The 15,933-nt window shown below is 74.3% G+C and carries 18 protein-coding genes; 2 read left to right on the top strand and 16 right to left on the bottom strand.

Annotated elements, in window-relative coordinates:
* Positions 1-2: 2 nt before the first annotated feature.
* From bioD to bioB, 5 genes are read right to left on the bottom strand one after another with little or no spacing between them, the layout of a single operon-like run.
* Positions 3-719, bottom strand: a complete 717-nt coding sequence (bioD, locus tag E7744_RS00755) for a dethiobiotin synthase (protein WP_137772466.1) — start codon at positions 717-719, stop codon at positions 3-5.
* Positions 716-1,954, bottom strand: coding sequence for a cytochrome P450 (locus E7744_RS00750; protein WP_137772465.1), 1,239 nt, complete (start codon positions 1,952-1,954; stop codon positions 716-718). The genes bioD and E7744_RS00750 overlap by 4 nt, the downstream gene beginning before the upstream one ends.
* Positions 1,951-3,168, bottom strand: a complete 1,218-nt coding sequence (locus E7744_RS00745; protein WP_137772464.1) for an aminotransferase class I/II-fold pyridoxal phosphate-dependent enzyme — start codon at positions 3,166-3,168, stop codon at positions 1,951-1,953. Before E7744_RS00745 ends, E7744_RS00750 begins: the two co-directional genes overlap by 4 nt.
* Positions 3,155-4,552 carry an adenosylmethionine--8-amino-7-oxononanoate transaminase gene (bioA, locus tag E7744_RS00740; RefSeq protein WP_137772463.1) on the bottom strand — a complete coding sequence of 466 codons (1,398 nt, stop codon included), beginning with the start codon at positions 4,550-4,552 and terminating at the stop codon, positions 3,155-3,157. The genes E7744_RS00745 and bioA overlap by 14 nt, the downstream gene beginning before the upstream one ends.
* Positions 4,549-5,964: a biotin synthase BioB gene (bioB, locus tag E7744_RS00735; RefSeq protein ID WP_246858486.1), complete on the bottom strand. Its 1,416-nt coding sequence runs from the start codon at positions 5,962-5,964 to the stop codon at positions 4,549-4,551. The genes bioA and bioB overlap by 4 nt, the downstream gene beginning before the upstream one ends.
* A 198-nt stretch (positions 5,965-6,162) precedes the next feature.
* On the opposite strand from bioB, the gene E7744_RS00725 reads away from it, so the two are divergent.
* Positions 6,163-6,747 carry a TetR/AcrR family transcriptional regulator C-terminal domain-containing protein gene (locus tag E7744_RS00725; RefSeq protein WP_168199706.1) on the top strand — a complete coding sequence of 195 codons (585 nt, stop codon included), beginning with the start codon at positions 6,163-6,165 and terminating at the stop codon, positions 6,745-6,747.
* A gap of 12 nt (positions 6,748-6,759) precedes the next feature.
* Here the strand turns inward: E7744_RS00725 and E7744_RS00720 are convergent, their stop codons facing one another.
* From E7744_RS00720 to fbaA, 10 genes are all read right to left on the bottom strand, one after another.
* Positions 6,760-7,365, bottom strand: a complete 606-nt coding sequence (locus tag E7744_RS00720; protein ID WP_137772459.1) for a hypothetical protein — start codon at positions 7,363-7,365, stop codon at positions 6,760-6,762.
* Positions 7,362-8,753, bottom strand: coding sequence for a hypothetical protein (locus E7744_RS00715; RefSeq protein WP_137772458.1), 1,392 nt, complete (start codon positions 8,751-8,753; stop codon positions 7,362-7,364). Before E7744_RS00715 ends, E7744_RS00720 begins: the two co-directional genes overlap by 4 nt.
* The gene (locus tag E7744_RS00710) at positions 8,743-10,137 is read right to left on the bottom strand and encodes a hypothetical protein (RefSeq protein WP_137772457.1); all 1,395 of its coding nucleotides are present in this window, start codon (positions 10,135-10,137) and stop codon (positions 8,743-8,745) included. The genes E7744_RS00715 and E7744_RS00710 overlap by 11 nt, the downstream gene beginning before the upstream one ends.
* 3 nt (positions 10,138-10,140) lie before the next feature.
* Entirely contained in the window at positions 10,141-10,449 is a 309-nt protein-coding gene (locus E7744_RS00705) for a hypothetical protein (protein ID WP_137772456.1), read from the bottom strand.
* A 129-nt stretch (positions 10,450-10,578) separates the two neighbouring features.
* On the bottom strand, positions 10,579-11,232 hold the full coding sequence (locus tag E7744_RS00700) for a thymidine kinase (RefSeq protein WP_137772455.1): 654 nt from the start codon (positions 11,230-11,232) through the stop codon (positions 10,579-10,581).
* Positions 11,233-11,320: 88 nt separating this feature from the next.
* The gene (gene catC / locus E7744_RS00695) at positions 11,321-11,599 is read right to left on the bottom strand and encodes a muconolactone Delta-isomerase (RefSeq protein WP_137772454.1); all 279 of its coding nucleotides are present in this window, start codon (positions 11,597-11,599) and stop codon (positions 11,321-11,323) included.
* Positions 11,600-11,800: 201 nt separating this feature from the next.
* Entirely contained in the window at positions 11,801-13,117 is a 1,317-nt protein-coding gene (locus E7744_RS00690) for a beta-propeller fold lactonase family protein (protein ID WP_137772453.1), read from the bottom strand.
* A gap of 3 nt (positions 13,118-13,120) precedes the next feature.
* Positions 13,121-13,549, bottom strand: coding sequence for a DUF3151 domain-containing protein (locus E7744_RS00685; protein WP_137772452.1), 429 nt, complete (start codon positions 13,547-13,549; stop codon positions 13,121-13,123).
* 90 nt (positions 13,550-13,639) lie between these two features.
* A complete protein-coding gene (locus E7744_RS00680; protein ID WP_137772451.1) occupies positions 13,640-14,014 on the bottom strand; it encodes a hypothetical protein in 375 nt (124 codons plus the stop codon).
* 44 nt (positions 14,015-14,058) lie between these two features.
* Complete coding sequence (gene fbaA / locus E7744_RS00675) at positions 14,059-15,081, bottom strand: class II fructose-bisphosphate aldolase (protein ID WP_137772450.1); 1,023 nt, start codon at positions 15,079-15,081, stop codon at positions 14,059-14,061.
* Positions 15,082-15,311: 230 nt separating this feature from the next.
* Here fbaA and E7744_RS00670 point away from each other — a divergent pair, with 230 nt between their 5' ends.
* Entirely contained in the window at positions 15,312-15,578 is a 267-nt protein-coding gene (locus E7744_RS00670) for a hypothetical protein (protein ID WP_137772449.1), read from the top strand.
* 124 nt (positions 15,579-15,702) lie between these two features.
* On the opposite strand, the gene E7744_RS00665 is transcribed toward E7744_RS00670, so the two are convergent.
* Positions 15,703-15,906, bottom strand: a complete 204-nt coding sequence (locus E7744_RS00665; protein WP_137772448.1) for a cold-shock protein — start codon at positions 15,904-15,906, stop codon at positions 15,703-15,705.
* Positions 15,907-15,933: the final 27 nt, after the last annotated feature.

The raw sequence follows: 15,933 nt of genomic DNA, 5'->3' as shown, positions 1-15,933 counted from the left end.
GACTACCGGCCCCGACCGGACGCGACGAGCCCGCCGGCGACCCGGAACACCTCCGCCGCCTCCGCGGCGCCGAGCCCCGCGGGCAGGGTCCCGCCGAAGGCGTACCCGTGCTCCGCGGCCAGCTCCTGCAGCCGGACGAGGTTGGCGCGGTGCACCGCGCTCGGCTCCGCGGGCCAGCTGCCCACGACCAGCGGCCCCGGCCGCACGCCCCTCCGGCCGGCGGCCTCGAGCGTCAGGCCGGTGTGGTTCAGGGTCCCGAGGTCCGGGCGGGCGACGACGGCCAGCGGCGCCTCACACGCCAGGGCCACGTCCGCGATCGTGTCCCCCGCCGGCGTCAGCTGCACGAGCAGTCCCCCGGCCCCCTCCACGAGCACGGTGTCGTGGGCCGCGGCGAGGTCCGCGATGCGGTCCAGGTGCCGGCGCAGGTCCGGCAGCGCGGCCGCGGCGGCCTCTCCCCCGGCCTCGAGTGCCGCGTCGACGGGCGCCATCGCCGGACCCACCCGCACGCCCTCGGCCACGGTCAGCCGCCCGGGGCGGCCCAGCAGCGCCGCCACCGTGTCCACGTCCCCGGGCTCGTCCGGGCCCACCCCCGTCTGGGCGGGCTTGTAGACGGCCACGCGCTCGCCGGCGGCCAGCGCCGCGGCGGCGAGGCACGCCGTCGCGATCGTCTTGCCGACGTCCGTGTCCGTGCCCGTCACGCACAGCACGGCCGCGCTCACGCCGCCACCCCCGCCCCGGCCACCGCGCGCACGCGCACCGTGCGCGGCGCCTGGAAGGACAGCAGGTGCCCCCAATCCGGCCGGTCCACGCCGGCCAGCCCCGGCAGCGCCCGCGCGCACTCGTGCAGGATCACGGCGGCCTCCATCTCGGCCAGGCCTGCGCCGAGGCACCGGTGCAGTCCGAACCCGAAGGCCAGCGAGGTGTCCGCGCCCGACCCGAGCCCACCGCCGGACAGCCGCAGCACGAGGTGCTCCCCCGCGGCGAAGGCCTCGCCGCCGATCGCGGTGTCCACGGCCACGACCCGGCGCCACGTCGGCACGGACGAGGCCTGGGCGAGCACGGACCCCACCACGTCGCGCGCCGCCGCGGCCCCGCCGTCGGGATCGGCGCACGCCGCCCAGTGCCCGTCGACCAGGGCGGTCGTCAGCACGGTCTGGGCCAGCATCGCGGTGGTCTCCTGGCCGGCGATGACGAGGAAGTACCCGAGCGAGCGGATCCGGTCCCGGTCCACGCCGGCCGCGGCCAGGGCAGCGAACAGGTTCCGCCCCTCCGGCAGCCCCGGCACGGGACCGGCCGCGAGGCAGTCGTCCACGGCCCCGCCGAGCCAGGCGTGGAAGGCCACGGCGCTCTCGGCGAGCTCGAGCTGGCGCGCGGCGTCCGGCCAGCCCCAGAACAGCTCGAGCGAGTCCCGGCTCCAGCGCTTGAGGTCCGCGTGCGGCGGATTGGGCACGCCGGTCAGCGCCTCGAGGATCGCCGGGGGCACGACGCCGGCCACCTCCACCGCGAGGTCGGCCTCCCCGCCCGCGCCCAGGCGGTCCCGCAGCCCGGCGCAGGCGTCCCGGACCAGCCCGGCCACCGGACCGGCCTGCGCGGCCACCCGGGCGGGGCTGAAGTACCGGGCGACGGTACGGCGCACCGTCCGGTGGGCCGCCCCCGAGGCGCTGGCCAGCACGGCGGGCAGGCTGAACCGGGCGGCGGCCAGGCGGCGCAGGGTGGCCGGGGCCAGGGGGACCACCGTGGTCAGGGCGTTGTCCGGCACGAAGTCCTCGGCCCGGCGCAGGATCTCCCGGACCACGGCAGGGTCCTCCACGCAGCGGTGCCGGTCCAGGACCTGTTCCGGATAGGCCTGCGGCAGCGGGGCGGCGATCGGCGCGCCCGCCGGGACGGGGACGCGCTGGGGGACGACTGCCGAGGCCGCGGGGGCGGCCGTCGTCGGGGCGAAGGGGCAGCTCATGGGTCCTCCCGGTCGATGGTCTGCGCCACGGCCTCGAGCGCGCGGGCGAGCCGGCGCCGGCCGTGGTCGGCGTGGACGGTGATGCGCAGTCGGGCGATGCCGTCCGGAACGCTCGGCGGACGGAAGCAGCCCACCGCGATGCCGCACTCCCGCAGGGCCTCCGCCGCGCGCACCGCCCCGGCGGGGGTGCGCATCCGCACCGAGTGCACGGCCCCCGCCCCGCGCTCCACGCGGTCCGCCGTCGCGGGGTGCGCCGCCAGGAGGCGGTGGGCGAGCTCGGCGTTCGCCGCGAGCCGGCCGATACGCCGCTCGTCGGCCAGGGCGAGCGCGCGCCGCGCCGCGCCGGCGGCCGGCGGGGCCAGGGCGGTGTCGAAGAGGAAGGTGCGGGCGGTGTTGAGCAGGTGCTCCCGCCAGGCGCCGGCGGACGGCCCGCCCAGCAGCACCGCCCCGCCCTGGGCGCCCAGCGCCTTGGAGAGCGTCGCGGTGACCAGGACGTGGCCGGCGTCGTGCAGCCCGGCCGCGCGCACCGCCGAGCCGCCGGGCACGGCGGCGAGGGTGTGGGCCTCGTCCACCACCAGCAGCGCGTCGTGCGCCGCGCACACCGCGGCGGCCGCGGCCAGGTCCGCGGCGTCGCCCAGCACGGAGTAGACGGACTCCACCACGACGGCGGCCCGGGCCCGCGGCCCGTGCGCGTCCCGGTGGGCGCGCAGCAGGGACTCGACCTCCGCCAGATCGCCGTGGGCGGCCACGCGCACCTCGGCGCGCGAGAGCCGGGCGCCGTCGTGGAGGCTGGCGTGCGCGTGGGCGTCGAGGACGAGCAGCGCGCCGGGGCCGCCGAGCGCCCCGAGCAGCCCCTGGTTCGCGGTGTAGCCGCTGGAGAACACGAGCGCCTGGCGCCGCCCGGCGTACCGGGCGAGGTCGGCCTCCAGCCCGTGCAGCAGCGGGTGGGTGCCGGTCACCACGCGGCTCGCCCCGGCCCCCGTGCCGTGCGCGCGGGCGGCCAGCGCGGCGGCCCGCACCACGGAGGCGTCCCGGGACAGGCCGAGGTAGTCGTTGGAGGCCAGGTCCTCGGCGCCGGCCGGCAGGGAACGGTCGCGCCGCTCGCCGTCGCGCGCCCGGCGGACGCGGGCGCGCGAGCCGATCCAGTCGCGCCAGGGGTCGGCCGGCGGGGCCGCGGCCGGGACCTCCGCCCGCTCCGCCTCAGCCGTGGACACGGTCCACGCCCTCGACGATCGCCGCGCACAGCCGCGCCACGTCCTCCGCCGGCGTCACGTACGGCGGCATGACGTAGACGAGGTCCCGGAAGGGGCGCACCCACGCACCGCGGGCCACGACCTCGCGGGTCACCGCGGGCACGTCCACGGGACCGTCCAGCTGGACGACGCCGACCCCGCCGAGGACCCGGACGTCCCGCACGCAGTCCAGGCCGGCGGCGGGGGCCAGCCCGGTGCGCAACCGGGACTGCAGCGTCTCCACCTGCTCCCCCCAGGGCTGCCGGGAGCCCGTGAGCAGGTCGAGGGAGGCGGTGGCGACCGCGCAGGCCAGCGGGTTGCCCATGAACGTGGGGCCGTGCAGCAGGGCGCCGCCGTTCGGGCCCGCGCCGAGGTCGGCGGCGACGGCGGTGGTGCACAGCATCGCGGCCAGGGTCAGGTAGCCCCCGGTCAGGGCCTTGCCCACGCAGAGGATGTCCGGCACGATCGCCCCGCGGCCGTCCGGCCCGGCCGTCCACTCCGAGGCGAACAGCCGCCCGGTGCGGCCGAAGCCGGTGGCGATCTCGTCGAGGACCAGCAGCAGCCCGTGCTCGTCGGCCAGCTCGCGCAGCACCCGGACGACGGCCGGCGGGTAGGCGTGCATCCCCCCGGCGCCCTGGAGCACCGGCTCGCAGACGATCGCCGCGAGCTCGGGGGCGTGGGCGGCCGCCGTCTCGCGGGCCGCCGCCTCCCACGCGGCGAGCGCGCCGTCGTCGTACTCCCAGGCCTCGTCCGCGCCGAGCCGCGCGGCGGGCGGGCGGGGCAGGAACACCTGGGCGGGTACGAGCCCGGAGAACTCCGCGTGCATGCCGTCCACCGGATCGCACACGCCCATGGTGGCGAAGGTGTCCCCGTGGTAGCCGCCGCGCAGCGCGAGGAAGCGCGTCCGGCGCGTCTCCCCGCGGGCCGCCTGCACCTGCAGGGCGAGCTTGAGGGCGACCTCCACGCTGATGGAGCCCGAGTCCGCGAGGAACACGTGCTCGAGCCCAGCCGGGGCCATCGCGACGAGCCGCTCGGCCAGCCCGACCGCCGGCTCGTGCGTGAGCCCGCCGAACATCACGTGGCTGAAGGAGTCCAGCTGCTCGCGGGCCGCGGCGTCCAGCACCGGGTTGCGGTAGCCGTGGATCGCGGACCACCACGAGGCCATGCCGTCCACCACCTCGTGCCGGGCGCCCGCGGCGTCCTCGAGGCCGAGCCGGGCGCCGCGCGCGTCCCGGACCGCGTACAGCGCACCGGCGTCCACGGGCGCGTAAGGGTGCCAGAGCAGCCCGGCGTCCCGGGCCAGCAGCGAGCGTCGGCCCGGTGGGGCGGGCGCGGTCCGGGGCTGATCGAGGGTGGGACTGGTCATGCGTTCGGGGCCTCGGCGGTGCCCGCCCCGCGACGGCGGATCCGGGGCTCCACGCCCGCGGGAACCCCGGCCGGGGTGTCGGCGACGGTGTCGGAGACCGTCTCGGCCGAACAGCATCCGCATCCCGCCCCCTCGGCCGCGTGGGAGCCGCACGGCGTCGCCGCCGGTCCACCGGGCACCGCTGCTGCGCCGCAGGACCCGCCGGCCGGCGTCGTGGCCTGCGCGACGGCATCCTCGGCGGGCACTGCCGCCCAGGGGGCCGCCTGCCCGGCAGCGGCCTCGGGGCCCGGGGTCTCCCCAGCGCCCAGGACGCGGAAGCCGGCGTCGGCGATCATCGCGAGGTCCTGCTCGGCGGTCTGCCCCTCGCTCGTGAGGTAGTCCCCGAGGAACAGCGAGTTCGCGACCTCCAGGGCGGTGGCCTGCAGCCCGCGCAGGTGCATCTCGCGGCCGCCGGCCAGGCGCAGCTCGGTGTCCGGGCAGGCGAGGCGGACCAGGGCGAGGATGCGCAGGCAGCGCAGCGGGGTCAGCTCCCACGTGCCGGCCAGCGGGGTGCCCTCGAAGGGCATGAGGAAGTTGACCGGGATCGAGTCGCTGTCCAGCTCGCGCAGGGCCAGCACCGCCTCGACGACCTGCGCGTCCGACTCCCCCATGCCGACGATCAGCCCGGAGCACGGGGACAGCCCGGCGCCCTTGGCCCGTTCCACGGTCTCCACCCGGTCCGCGTAGGTGTGGGTGGTGGAGATCTCCGCGTACTTGGACTCCGCCGTGTTGAGGTTGTGGTTGTAGGCGTCCACGCCGGCCTCCCGGAGCCGGTCCGCCTGGCCGTCCTTGAGCAGGCCCAGGCACGCGCACACCTCCACCTCGGGGTGCTCGGCCTTGAGCCCCTCGGTCATGGTGGCCACGCGATCCACGTCCCGGTCCGTCGGGCCGCGCCCGCTGGCGACCAGGCACACGCGGGAGGCGCCGCCGCCGATGCCCATCTTCGCCTGCTCCACGGCCTCGTCCGGCTTGAGCCACGTGTACTTCAGGATCTCGGCCGTCGAGCCCAGGCGCTGCGAGCAGTACGTGCAGTCCTCGGGGCACAGCCCGGACTTCAGGTTCACGAGGTAGTTCACCTTGACCGTGTTGCCGAAGTGCCGGCGCCGCAGGCGGCCCGCCTCGGTGACCAGCCGCAGGGTGTCCTCGTCCGGGGTGGACAGGATCGCCAGGCCCTCCGCGGCGTTCAGCCGGTGGCCGGCGGCGACGGCGGCGGCCACCGCGAAGGGGTCCGCCGCGGCGGGTGCCGGGCTCGAGGCCGCGGGCGCGGAGGGGGCGACGGCGGCCGGGGCGGCGGGCGCGACGGCGGGCGGCTGGTCCGCCGTGACGGCCTCGGCCGGCGCGGGCAGGGTGGTCTCGGGAGCGGTCTGTGCCATGGATGCCTTCCGGAGGGCCGCGGGCCGGGGATCCGGCCTTGAACGGCGTTCAAGTCAATGCGCTGCCGAGTACAGCACAGTCCTGAACGGTGTTCAAGAAGATGACGGGACGGCACGCCGGCGCGACTCCGTCCGCCTCCGCGGGCGGGGTGAACGCCCGGTGAAGCCGGGATGGCGGCGGACCCTACACTGGAGCGCATGACGCTGACCCGGGAGCAGGTGGAGGACACGGCCCTGGGCATCCTCACCCGCTTCGGCCTGGCGGACCTGTCCATGCGCCGGCTCGCCCGGGAGCTCGACGTCCAGGTCGGCGCGCTCTACTGGCACGTGAAGAACAAGCAGGAACTGCTGGTGGGCGTGGCGGCGCGGCTGTTGCGCGGCGTCGAGGCAGACACCCCCACGCTCGAGGGCGCCGGGGCACGCGAGGTCATCGCACATCTGGCACGGGGCATCCGGACAGCGCTCGTCAGCGTGCCGGACAGCGCGGAGGTCGTCCGGGTGGCGCAGTCCCTCCAGTCGGAGGCCCTCACGCCCCTGAATCGGCTCCGGAGCCTCCTGGAGGCGGCCGGGATCGAGAACGCCGCCTGGGCCCAGCACCTGGTGATGAACCACGTCCTCGGCTCCATCGCGGCCACGCAGGAGGCCGCCCGGCTGGCCACCGTCGATCCCGCGGCTGCCACGAACCCCCTCGGTGACGATGCGTTCGAGTGGGGGCTACGGGTCATCCTCGACGGATTGTTCGGCAAGGCGGCGCCAGCGGAAGGCCTGGCCGGCGGGCCGTGACGCCAGCGGGTCCTACTGGGGCCATCGTGGCCGCCTGCCCGGGTACGGCGTTGCCTCCAGCTGGGCCTCGACGACGGGGAGGAGCTCGCTCGCCATGGGCCAGGTCCCGTACTGCGTCCTAACGATCGGACGATTAGCGACCAATCCGCCCATCCCGAACGGCCGCCCTGAATGCCCCCGATTCGCGGAACGGACCCTGGCGAAGGCCTCGTCCGTCACGTGGAACGCCAACTGCTGCTTGTGCGGTTCGACCCAGGGCGCAGGCGCCACCTCCGCATTGAGGATCTCCTCCCAGGCCAGGGTCCATGCCGGCGTGGTGACGCCGCGTTCGTCGACCGTCACGTGCTGCGGCCGGAGCGCCCCGTTGAGGTAGTACCAGGCGGCGTACCCGGCCAGCAGCACGCCCGGCACCGCGACGACCCGCAGGAAGCCGAGCATCGGGGAGGGATCGCTGAAGAACGAGGCCGGGATCCCGAACACGGCGAGCGCCAGCCAGAGGGTGATGACCAAGCAGGCGATGCCGACAAGATACCAACGCACCACGCCGACCCTCGCCGTGGCCGGCAAGGGGCCCGGGGCCGGGCGAGAGAGGTTGTTCGTCCGGGGAGATTCCGTCATGGCACTACGGTATCCGCTGGGTAGCGGGCCACGTCCCGGATCAACCGTGACAGCGTCTCGTACAGGGCCAGACCGGTCGTCGACTCCAGCCTCACCGTGCCATCGGTCGATGGCGCGACCATCAGTGGCCCCCGCCCGTCCGGTTGGTACCAGGACACCCGGGGTTCTCCGGTGGCCAAGGCAGCGGTCCACCGAGTGCCCTGGCCGGCAAGGACCTCCGCCGCGATGACGTCGCCGGATTCCACGGACCAGGAGGAGGCGTCCTCGACGGAGGCCCGGCCAGGCACGAAGTGGCGTGCCGGTCCGGTGGCCCGAAGGTCCGTGAACCAGTCCGCTCTCGCCCCGGACCAGTCCAGGAGCACGGTGGGCAACGCCAGGGTGAGAAGGGCTCCCACCAGTCGAGATCCGGAACCGGTGGGCGTGAGAGCGCGATCCGTGGGGAACGGCTGGTCGAGGGTGACGAGGCAGTCCATTCCGTCCAGTCGGATCTCACCGTACCGTTCACCGTCGGCCCGGGCCCCGTGAAGGGTCAGGGCGACCGGAAACCCGCCCAGGGTGGCCCATGCGCGCCCCGCGTCCGTCAGTCGGCGCTCCGTCGCGAGTCCGGCCTGGACCAGTTCGGGGTGCGGCGTCGACCGAGTCGCCCCCATCAGACGCCCCCTGATGCCGCCGTGGGCCAGCTCGAGCAGGGAGGACCAGGCCTCCGGGCACAGGGGGACGGTCTCCGGGACGGGACGGAGCAGGGGGCGGGCGGCAAGAATGGGATCAACGCGTTCGAGGCCGGGAGCCCGGGCCGTCTCGGCCCGGGCGGGTACGCCCAGGCCGTCCATCATGGCCCGGTCCTGCAGGTCCTCCGGGATCAGGGGGGTGATGTCGCCCCTGCCTTCCGCTGTCGGCCTGATGCTGTCGGCCATTCGCTGCCCCAACTCCACCAGTCCGCCCAGGGGCGTGGCCGGCCCGATCAGGGTGATTTCGATGACGAAGGCACCGTCCCCGGCGAACCAACGCGCGGACTGGAACGGGATGCCCTCGTGGATCCCGGCCATCACGTGGGCCCGTCCCGGCAATCCCTCCCGCGTCATGAAGGGGCTGATCGCCAGCAGTACCGATCCAGGAACCTGGTCATACGTCGCCGCGGCCTCCCGGGCAGCGGCCTTCGCGGCCCCGCCCTCGGCAGACGGGGCCTCGAAGAAGCGGAGAGCGACATTCGGTGTGACGAAACCCGGGATGGCCAGCAGGGGGTCGTCCGGAGCCCTCGGCTCCCTAATCACCGTGACGCGTTCGTCCGGAAGGTCCACGATCTCCCATTCACCCGGAACGTCGATCAGGAAAGGGCCGATGACCATCGGGACGAGGGCCGGGTCATCGCTGTTCGCCTCAGCGTCCACGGACCCAGTCCCAGGCGTCCTTCAGGCCCTCGCCAGCCATCTTCGACAGCGAATCCCGCTGTCCGTCACCGTCTACGTCCGCCACCGGCACCTCCATGGCGATACCGGCGGCCAGGCCGGCCACGAAGCCCACGACGTTCCCGGGCCCGGGAACCACGGAACCTGCTGCGGCGCCGACGGCCGCCGAGGCGAGGATGGTGGACCCGACGCGTCCGGCAGTGCCCGCGACGGCATTCTCGGTAGCCCGTTGCTCGACCTGCTGTCGATCCAGCTCCGGATTCTCGGCCGCCACCTGCGCCGTCTCGACCTCCCGCTCTTCCCGGTACGTAAGGGTCGCGGTAAACACGGTGCCGATGGTGCCGAGGGCGCGACCCCCGGTCTTGAGCACCCCGGTCGTGCGGCTCGTGCTCACCTCGTACCCTCGGTGCTGCGTGAAGGCCGCGGACGTGCGACCGCCCCGGGCCTCGCCCACGATGGGCAGTCCATCCAGGAACGCCTGCCCGAACCGACCCCCGACGTGCCGGGCGCGCTGGGCCAGGGTCATCCCGGGCGTGCCGGCGGAAGGCAGCGTGTGCCGGTGGATTGCCTCGCTGAGGTGGCGTGGGGGCCCGAAGGCCCGCGACCCACTACGGTGACGTCCTGGTGCGGTGGCTGGAGTCATGAGGGCCGACCACGCGCCCCCGGGGTTTCCCACCACGTCCATCACCGGATCGAGGAACCGGATGTGCCGACCGAAGACCGTGACGTGACGCCCGACGTGGGGGGAGGGAGCATGGGCGCCCTGGCGCAGCGAACGCACCGTACCCGTGTCCGCGATGACACCCGGCAACGCCCCGAACATCACCGTCTCCACGCCCGTCATCGCGGAGGCGCCGACGCTCCTGGCGTCCGGGGAATCGCCGGAGAGCCGGTCGGGGCGGATTCGGCCCAGGGCATCGACGCACGTGCGAATGGCCGTCTCATAGCGGCCCTGCAAGGACCCCGCCGTGCCATTGAGCCGGTAGTACTCCGCCCGGGCCGTTGAGTCTAGGTCGTCCAGGGCCGTCCACCCGTGGGCTGCGTGGAACGCGGCCACGTCGGATCCAAGGGTGGACCGGTCGGATTCGAGTGATCGGAGGCGTTCTGCAAGGGTCAGCAGGGCGGAGTCCGCGGAGACGCCGGCATTCGCCAGCTGGTTCGCCCTCCGCACGGCAGGCATCAGTCCGTTGACGAGCTCGTCGTTCCCCGCCCCATGGTAGAAGGGATCGATCCTCTTCCAGTCGCCATTGAGCCCGTCGACCGTGGTGCGGAATGCCCCGGTGTGCGAGAGGAGGTCCATCCCGAGTTCGTCCAGGCGGTTCGAGGACTCCCACTGGGTCAGGGCGGAGGTGTCGATGGTGACCACGGCCTATCCCCCTGCCCCGTCAGGAGTGTCGGCCTCGACGGTGGCGTTGAACTCCAGGTATGCGTCCCGCGCTTCCCGGGCCGCGGTGATGGCCTCGGTGATGTACGCCTTCGAGTCCGTGGCCAGGACCGCGAAGGTCTCGTCCTTGAGGGCCTGGACCGCGGACAGCAGGTTTGCGTGCCGTGCCACCCCCGAGAGTTCGTCCGCGGTATCAATCACGGAACCCCTGCCGGTGTCGACATCCGCCAGGCTACCGTCCACGCCGTTGACCACACCGTTGAACGGATCGACGTCGATCGTGAAATCGACCATGGCTACCCCCTTTTCGCCATCACCATGCTACGAGCCGGGAGGATCCCGCACTGAGCCCTGACGAGGGTTCATCTCCCCATTGCGCGACGGCGGGCGCCACCCTATAGTCCCGTCGCGCAGGAGCAGCACTCACCCCAGCCGCCCGCCGGACTCCGCCAGGTAGCACACGCCGCACAGGGACTCGTAGGTGACCTCGACGCCGTCGATCGCCACCTGGTCCCCCTCGAAGACGAACCGCTCCACGGCCTCCTCGCCGGTCACGTCCACGACCTTGCGGGTGTTGAAGATGGCCTTGCGCCCGCAGCGGCAGATGGTCTTGAGCTCCTCGAGCGAGTGGGCGAGCTCCATCAGCCGGGCCGATCCGGGGAAGGAGGCGGTGCGGAAGTCGGTGCGGATCCCGTAGGCCATCACCGGCACGTCCTCCACCACGGCGATCCGCAGCAGGTCGTCCACCTGGGCGGGCTCGAGGAACTGCGCCTCGTCCACGAGCAGGCACGCCACCGGGCGGACCGGCGCGTCCACGTGGGCGATGAGCGCCGAGGGGTCCTCGGCGGTGGCGTGGCGGTGGTACAGCTCCAGCAGGTCCGCGCCGGGCGGGACGAGGACGTCCGCCGTGCGGGTCACCCCGAGCCGGGAGACGATCTGGTCCCCGCCCTTGGAGTCGACGCGGGGCTTGGCCAGCAGCACCCGCTGGCCGCGCTCCTCGTAGTTGAACGCGGCCTGGAGCAGCCCGGTGGACTTGCCGGAGTTCATCGCACCGTAGCGGAAGTAGAGTTTGGCCACGGTCGAGCAGTCTAGTTCTGCGCCCGGACGTCCACCGGGACGGCGGGCGCCCGGGCGTTCAGCTGATCCGCGGGCAACGGACCGGCGGTCAGCGGATCGAGTTCGGGTGCTTGGCCAGCGGGGTGACCTTGATCTTCATGTAGGGGTACATGGGGAAGCCGGACAGGATGGCGTGCAGCTCGTCATTGTCCTCGACGTCGTACACCGAGTAGTTCGCGTACTCGCCCACGACCCGCCAGATCGACTGCATCTTGCCCTGGCGCTGCAGGTTGCCCGAGTACTCCTTCTCCTTCGCGACGAAGTCGGCCTTGACCTCGTCCGTCATCGACTCGGGGAACGTCACGTCCATGCGGGCCAGGAACAGCATCGGGCAGCCTCCAGGGTGTCGGGAATTGGTTCGGCACGAACACCCTACCCGCGCCGCGGGCGCCCCGGGCTCCTGCGTCGGCGTGCTCCCGGGTCACGTCCCGGGGGTCCCGGGCGCCGGCACGCACGGTTCGCGACCCGGGAGCCAGGGAGAGCAGCGCGGGCGAGCCGGGGCGGGCGGGGAAGGGACGCCGGCGGCCCGTCAGCCGCGGGGCAGCACGAACCCGGGGCGCCGCACGGCCACCCGGCCCGTGGCGGGCCCCGGGAGCCCGTCGGGGCCGATCGGCAGGAGCACGACGGCGTCCTCCCGTTCCAGCGCGACGAGCAGCCCCGGCCCGGCGGGCCCCGGGGCGAGGGCGATGTGCCGGGGCCAGTCCCCGCCGCAGTCCACCTCGGCGACGAACTCGGGCGAGTCACCCCGGCGGATCACCCCGATCGTGTTGCGCCCGCGGTTGGCCACGTAGACGAGGGTCCCGTCCGCCGAGACCACGAGGTGGCTCGGCAGGTTGTCCCGCGCCGACTCCGGGTCCGCGTCCTGGGCGTGCGTGGGCACGATCCCCACCTCGTGGAAGCCCTCCGGGCCGGGCTCGAGCCCGAGCACGTGCAGCCGGGAGTCCAGCTCCCCCACCACCGCCAAGTGCCGCCCGGGGTGCGCGGCGCCCTCCAGCGGGGGCAGCACCGCGAGGTGCCGGGGCCCGGTCCCGGCGGGCAGGTGGTGCACCGCGCGCGGGGCCGCCGCCACGGCCACGACGCCGGCCGGGTCCCCCTCACCGGACCCCTCGCCGGAGTCGGGGCCGCGGTCGCGGTCCGGGACCTCGCCCGGCGCGCGGCCGGGCTCCTCGCGGTAGGCCTGGCCGTCGGCCGCACCCGGCGAGCCGGCGTCGGCGTCACCTCGGTCGGCGGCCGCCTCGATCGAGGACACGGAGTACTCCAGGATGCGGTCGCCGCCGAGGTCGGTGACGAGCAGGCGGTCGTCGTCGAGGAACAGCACGAAGTGCAGGTGCGGCCCCTCCTGGCGCGAGGGCACGGGACCGGAGCCGGCGGGGGCCTGGACCGCGAGCGCGCGGCCCAGCCGGCCGTCGTCGAGCACGGGGACCACGGTGAGGGTGGCCGAGTCGTAGGAGGCCGCGGCCAGCCAGGTGCCCGCGGGGTTGAGGTCCGCGTGGCAGGTGTTCTCCCCCGCGGTGGGCACGCGCTGGGTGGTGGCCCAGCCGGCCTCGTGCGTGCCCGACTCCAGGGGCGCGGACGGGGAGAGCACTGCCACGGAGCCCCGGCGCACGTGCTGGGCGGCATAGAGCCGGCCCTCGGAGGGCGTGCCCGGCCGGCCCGGGACGAGCCACGAGGGGGCGTCCGGGCCGGAGCCGGCCACGGCCCGTGGCGCGGCCGGCCAGCCCTCCGTGAGGACGAGGCCGCCGTGGGACGGCAGCGCCGGGGCCAGGTCCCCCGGCTCGTTGAAGGTCCCGACGAGCACGGTGCCCCGCGCGGAGCGGGTGCCCGCCGGGCCGGGGGTGGCGCTCACGGCTCAGCCCCGGGCGATCTGCCCTGCGGCGGTGGGGTCGGCGTCCGCGAGGAAGGCCTCGATCCGGTGGACCTCCTCGCCCTCGCCGATCGCCGCGGCCGCCTGGCCCAGGAGGTACAGGCAGCGCAGGAAGCCGCGGTTGGGCTCGTGCTCGTACGGCACGGGGCCCGCGCCGCGCCAGCCGGCGCCGCGCAGGGCGTCCAGGCCGCGGTGGTAGCCCACGCGGGCGTAGGCGTAGGCGTCGATCGTCCGGCCCTCGCCCCAGGCGTCCTCCGCCATGAGCGACCACGCGAGCGAGGACTTCGGGAAGCGGGGCGCGATGTCCTCCGGGAGGTCACCGGCCTCGATCCGGGCGAGGACCTCCGGTTCCTCGGGCAGCCGGGTGGGCTCGGGCTGCATCAGGTTCCGGCCGACGAGGGACGCGTCTGACATGGTGCTCCTTGCGGGACGACGGGGCGGGTTCACCCCCGACTCTAGTCGCGCCCCTCCCGCCGGACGAGGGCCGGGAGCGCCCGGACGCCCTCAGGCGTCCGGGCGGGGGCCACAGGGGTCGGGGACGTCGGGGCCCGTACCGTGCGGGCCGGGACCGGGGGCGCCCGGGCCCCGGCCGTCGTCGTCCAGGCCGAGCTCGCGGGCCTGCCGGGTCCACCGGTCCTGCTCCAGCTCGCGGGCCTCCCGCCGGTCCAGCCGGGCCTCGAGCCGGTCGATCCGGCGCTCCAGCTCGGGCGGGACGGCCCCGCGCTCCAGTTCCTCCACGCGGCGGCGGAGGTCGGCCAGCTCGTCCGGGTCGGGCGCCCCGGGGCGCCCGGGCAGCGCCGTGCCGGTGGTCATGCTCACGAGCATGAGCAGGCCCCAGACCAGGATGGCCACCACCGCGATGGCGGCGAACCACTGCATCCCTCCACCTCCGGCTCAGCCGGCCGCGGCGCTCCCGCGGCCGGTCACTTGATGGACTGCCCCGCGGAGCCCAGCTCCTGGCAGGCCTGCTGCACGCGGGCCGCCATGGACTCCTCGGCCTTCGCGCCCCACGTGCGGGGGTCGTACAGCTTCTTGTTGCCGACCTCCCCGTCGATCTTCAGCACGCCGTCGTAGTTCTGGAACATGTGCGCCACGACCGGGCGGGTGAAGGCGTACTGGGTGTCCGTGTCCACGTTCATCTTGATGACGCCGTAGGACACGGCGTCCTTGATCTCCTGGGCGGAGGAGCCCGAGCCGCCGTGGAAGACGAGGTCGAAGGGACGGTCCTTGCCGATCCTGGCCCCGACCTCGCGCTGGATCTGGTCCAGGATCTCCGGGCGCAGCCTCACGCCGCCGGGCTTGTAGACCCCGTGGACGTTGCCGAAGGTCAGGGCGGTGATGTACCGGCCGTTCTCGCCCGCGCCGAGGGCCTCGATGGTGGCCAGGCCGTCCTCGACGGTGGTGTAGAGCTTGTCGTTGATCTCGTGGGCCACGCCGTCCTCCTCGCCGCCGACCACGCCGATCTCCACCTCCAGCACCTGCTTGTTGGCGTGGGTGCGGGCCAGCAGCTCCCGGCCGATGCGCAGGTTCTCCTCGAGGGTCTCGGCCGAGCCGTCCCACATGTGGGAGTTGAACAGCGGGTCGCGGCCGGCCTTGACCTCGGCCTCGGAGGCGTCCAGCAGGGGCATCACGAACCCGTCCAGCTTGTCCTTGGGGCAGTGGTCCGTGTGCAGGGCGATGTTGACGTCGTACTTCTTGGCCACCTCGCGGGCGAAGGCCACCATGGCCAGCGAGCCGGTGACCATGTCCTTCACGGAGGACCCGGAGAAGTAGGCCGCGCCGCCCGTGGAGGCCTGGATGATGCCGTCCGAGCCGGCCTCGGCGAAGCCGCGGATCGCCGCGTTCAGGGTCTGGGAGCTGGTGACGTTGATCGCCGGGTAGGCGTAGCCGCCGTCCTTGGCGGAGTCGATCATCTCGGCGTACTTGTCCGGGGAGGCGATGGGCATGGCAGCTCCTTGCTGTGGTGACCGTGAGGACCGGCGGCTCGCCGGCCTCGGGTGGCGCGGTCCGCGGTCGGGGCGGGCAGGCCGCCCCGCTGCAGACCCTGTCCTGCGCCCATCCTAGTCATCGCCCGCGCCCTGCGGTTCCCGGGTCCTTGTGCGCGCCGATCCGGCCTCACTACCCTCTGCGGCACTGGTCACGGGGACCAGTGCGAACCACCCAGGAGATGAGGACCATGGCAGACCAGACCAGGGTCACGGACGACAGCATCCAGGTGCGCCAGCTCAGCCACTACCAGTTCAGCTTCCGCGCCGGGGACGCGGGCGGCAACGGCACGTGGACCCTGCAGCTCGTGCTCGACGAGGGCGCGTGGGAGGAGGTGATCACGCTGACGCCCGATGACGCCGACGTCCTCCAGGACGTCCTCGAGGCGACGAAGACGGTCTACTACGACATCGACCGGCGGCTGTTCATGTTCGGCGTGAAGAAGCCCGGCCACTGACCGGCGCCGGGACCGCTCACGGGGCGGCCGCCCCCCCCCCGCTGGGGGACGGCCGCCCCGGCATGTCCGTCCCGGGAGGGGGCGGGCACGCCGGGTGGGAGCGGACGGCTGGGGGCGGCTCGGCTCAGAGCGGGCGCACGGACGAGGCCTGCATGCCCTTGGCGCCCTGCTCGGCCTCGTACTCGACCTTCTGCCCCTCCTGCAGCTCGCGGTAGCCCCCGCCCTGGATGGACGAGTAGTGCACGAAGATGTCCGCGGAGTTGTCGTCCGGCGCGATGAAGCCGTACCCCTTCTCGGCGTTGAACCACTTGACGGTGCCGGTGGCCATGGGAACCTCTCTCGGGTGATGGAGACC

It is taken from the genome of Citricoccus sp. SGAir0253, from assembly GCF_005877055.1.
Taxonomy (GTDB): domain Bacteria; phylum Actinomycetota; class Actinomycetes; order Actinomycetales; family Micrococcaceae; genus Citricoccus.
This window is presented reverse-complemented; position numbering and strand designations above follow the sequence as displayed.

Bases quoted from the DNA above. Each gene is read 5' to 3' on its own strand.
- E7744_RS00750 (WP_137772465.1), bottom strand. From the start codon at position 1,954: ATGAGCTGCCCCTTCGCCCCGACGACGGCCGCCCCCGCGGCCTCGGCA.
- bioA (WP_137772463.1), bottom strand. From the start codon at position 4,552: ATGACCAGTCCCACCCTCGATCAGCCCCGGACCGCGCCCGCCCCACCG.
- bioB (WP_246858486.1), bottom strand. From the start codon at position 5,964: ATGGCACAGACCGCTCCCGAGACCACCCTGCCCGCGCCGGCCGAGGCC.
- E7744_RS00725 (WP_168199706.1), top strand. From the start codon at position 6,163: ATGACGCTGACCCGGGAGCAGGTGGAGGACACGGCCCTGGGCATCCTC.
- E7744_RS00720 (WP_137772459.1), bottom strand. From the start codon at position 7,365: ATGACGGAATCTCCCCGGACGAACAACCTCTCTCGCCCGGCCCCGGGC.
- E7744_RS00705 (WP_137772456.1), bottom strand. From the start codon at position 10,449: ATGGTCGATTTCACGATCGACGTCGATCCGTTCAACGGTGTGGTCAAC.
- catC (WP_137772454.1), bottom strand. From the start codon at position 11,599: ATGCTGTTCCTGGCCCGCATGGACGTGACGTTCCCCGAGTCGATGACG.
- E7744_RS00685 (WP_137772452.1), bottom strand. From the start codon at position 13,549: ATGTCAGACGCGTCCCTCGTCGGCCGGAACCTGATGCAGCCCGAGCCC.
- E7744_RS00680 (WP_137772451.1), bottom strand. From the start codon at position 14,014: ATGCAGTGGTTCGCCGCCATCGCGGTGGTGGCCATCCTGGTCTGGGGC.
- fbaA (WP_137772450.1), bottom strand. From the start codon at position 15,081: ATGCCCATCGCCTCCCCGGACAAGTACGCCGAGATGATCGACTCCGCC.
- E7744_RS00670 (WP_137772449.1), top strand. From the start codon at position 15,312: ATGGCAGACCAGACCAGGGTCACGGACGACAGCATCCAGGTGCGCCAG.
- E7744_RS00665 (WP_137772448.1), bottom strand. From the start codon at position 15,906: ATGGCCACCGGCACCGTCAAGTGGTTCAACGCCGAGAAGGGGTACGGC.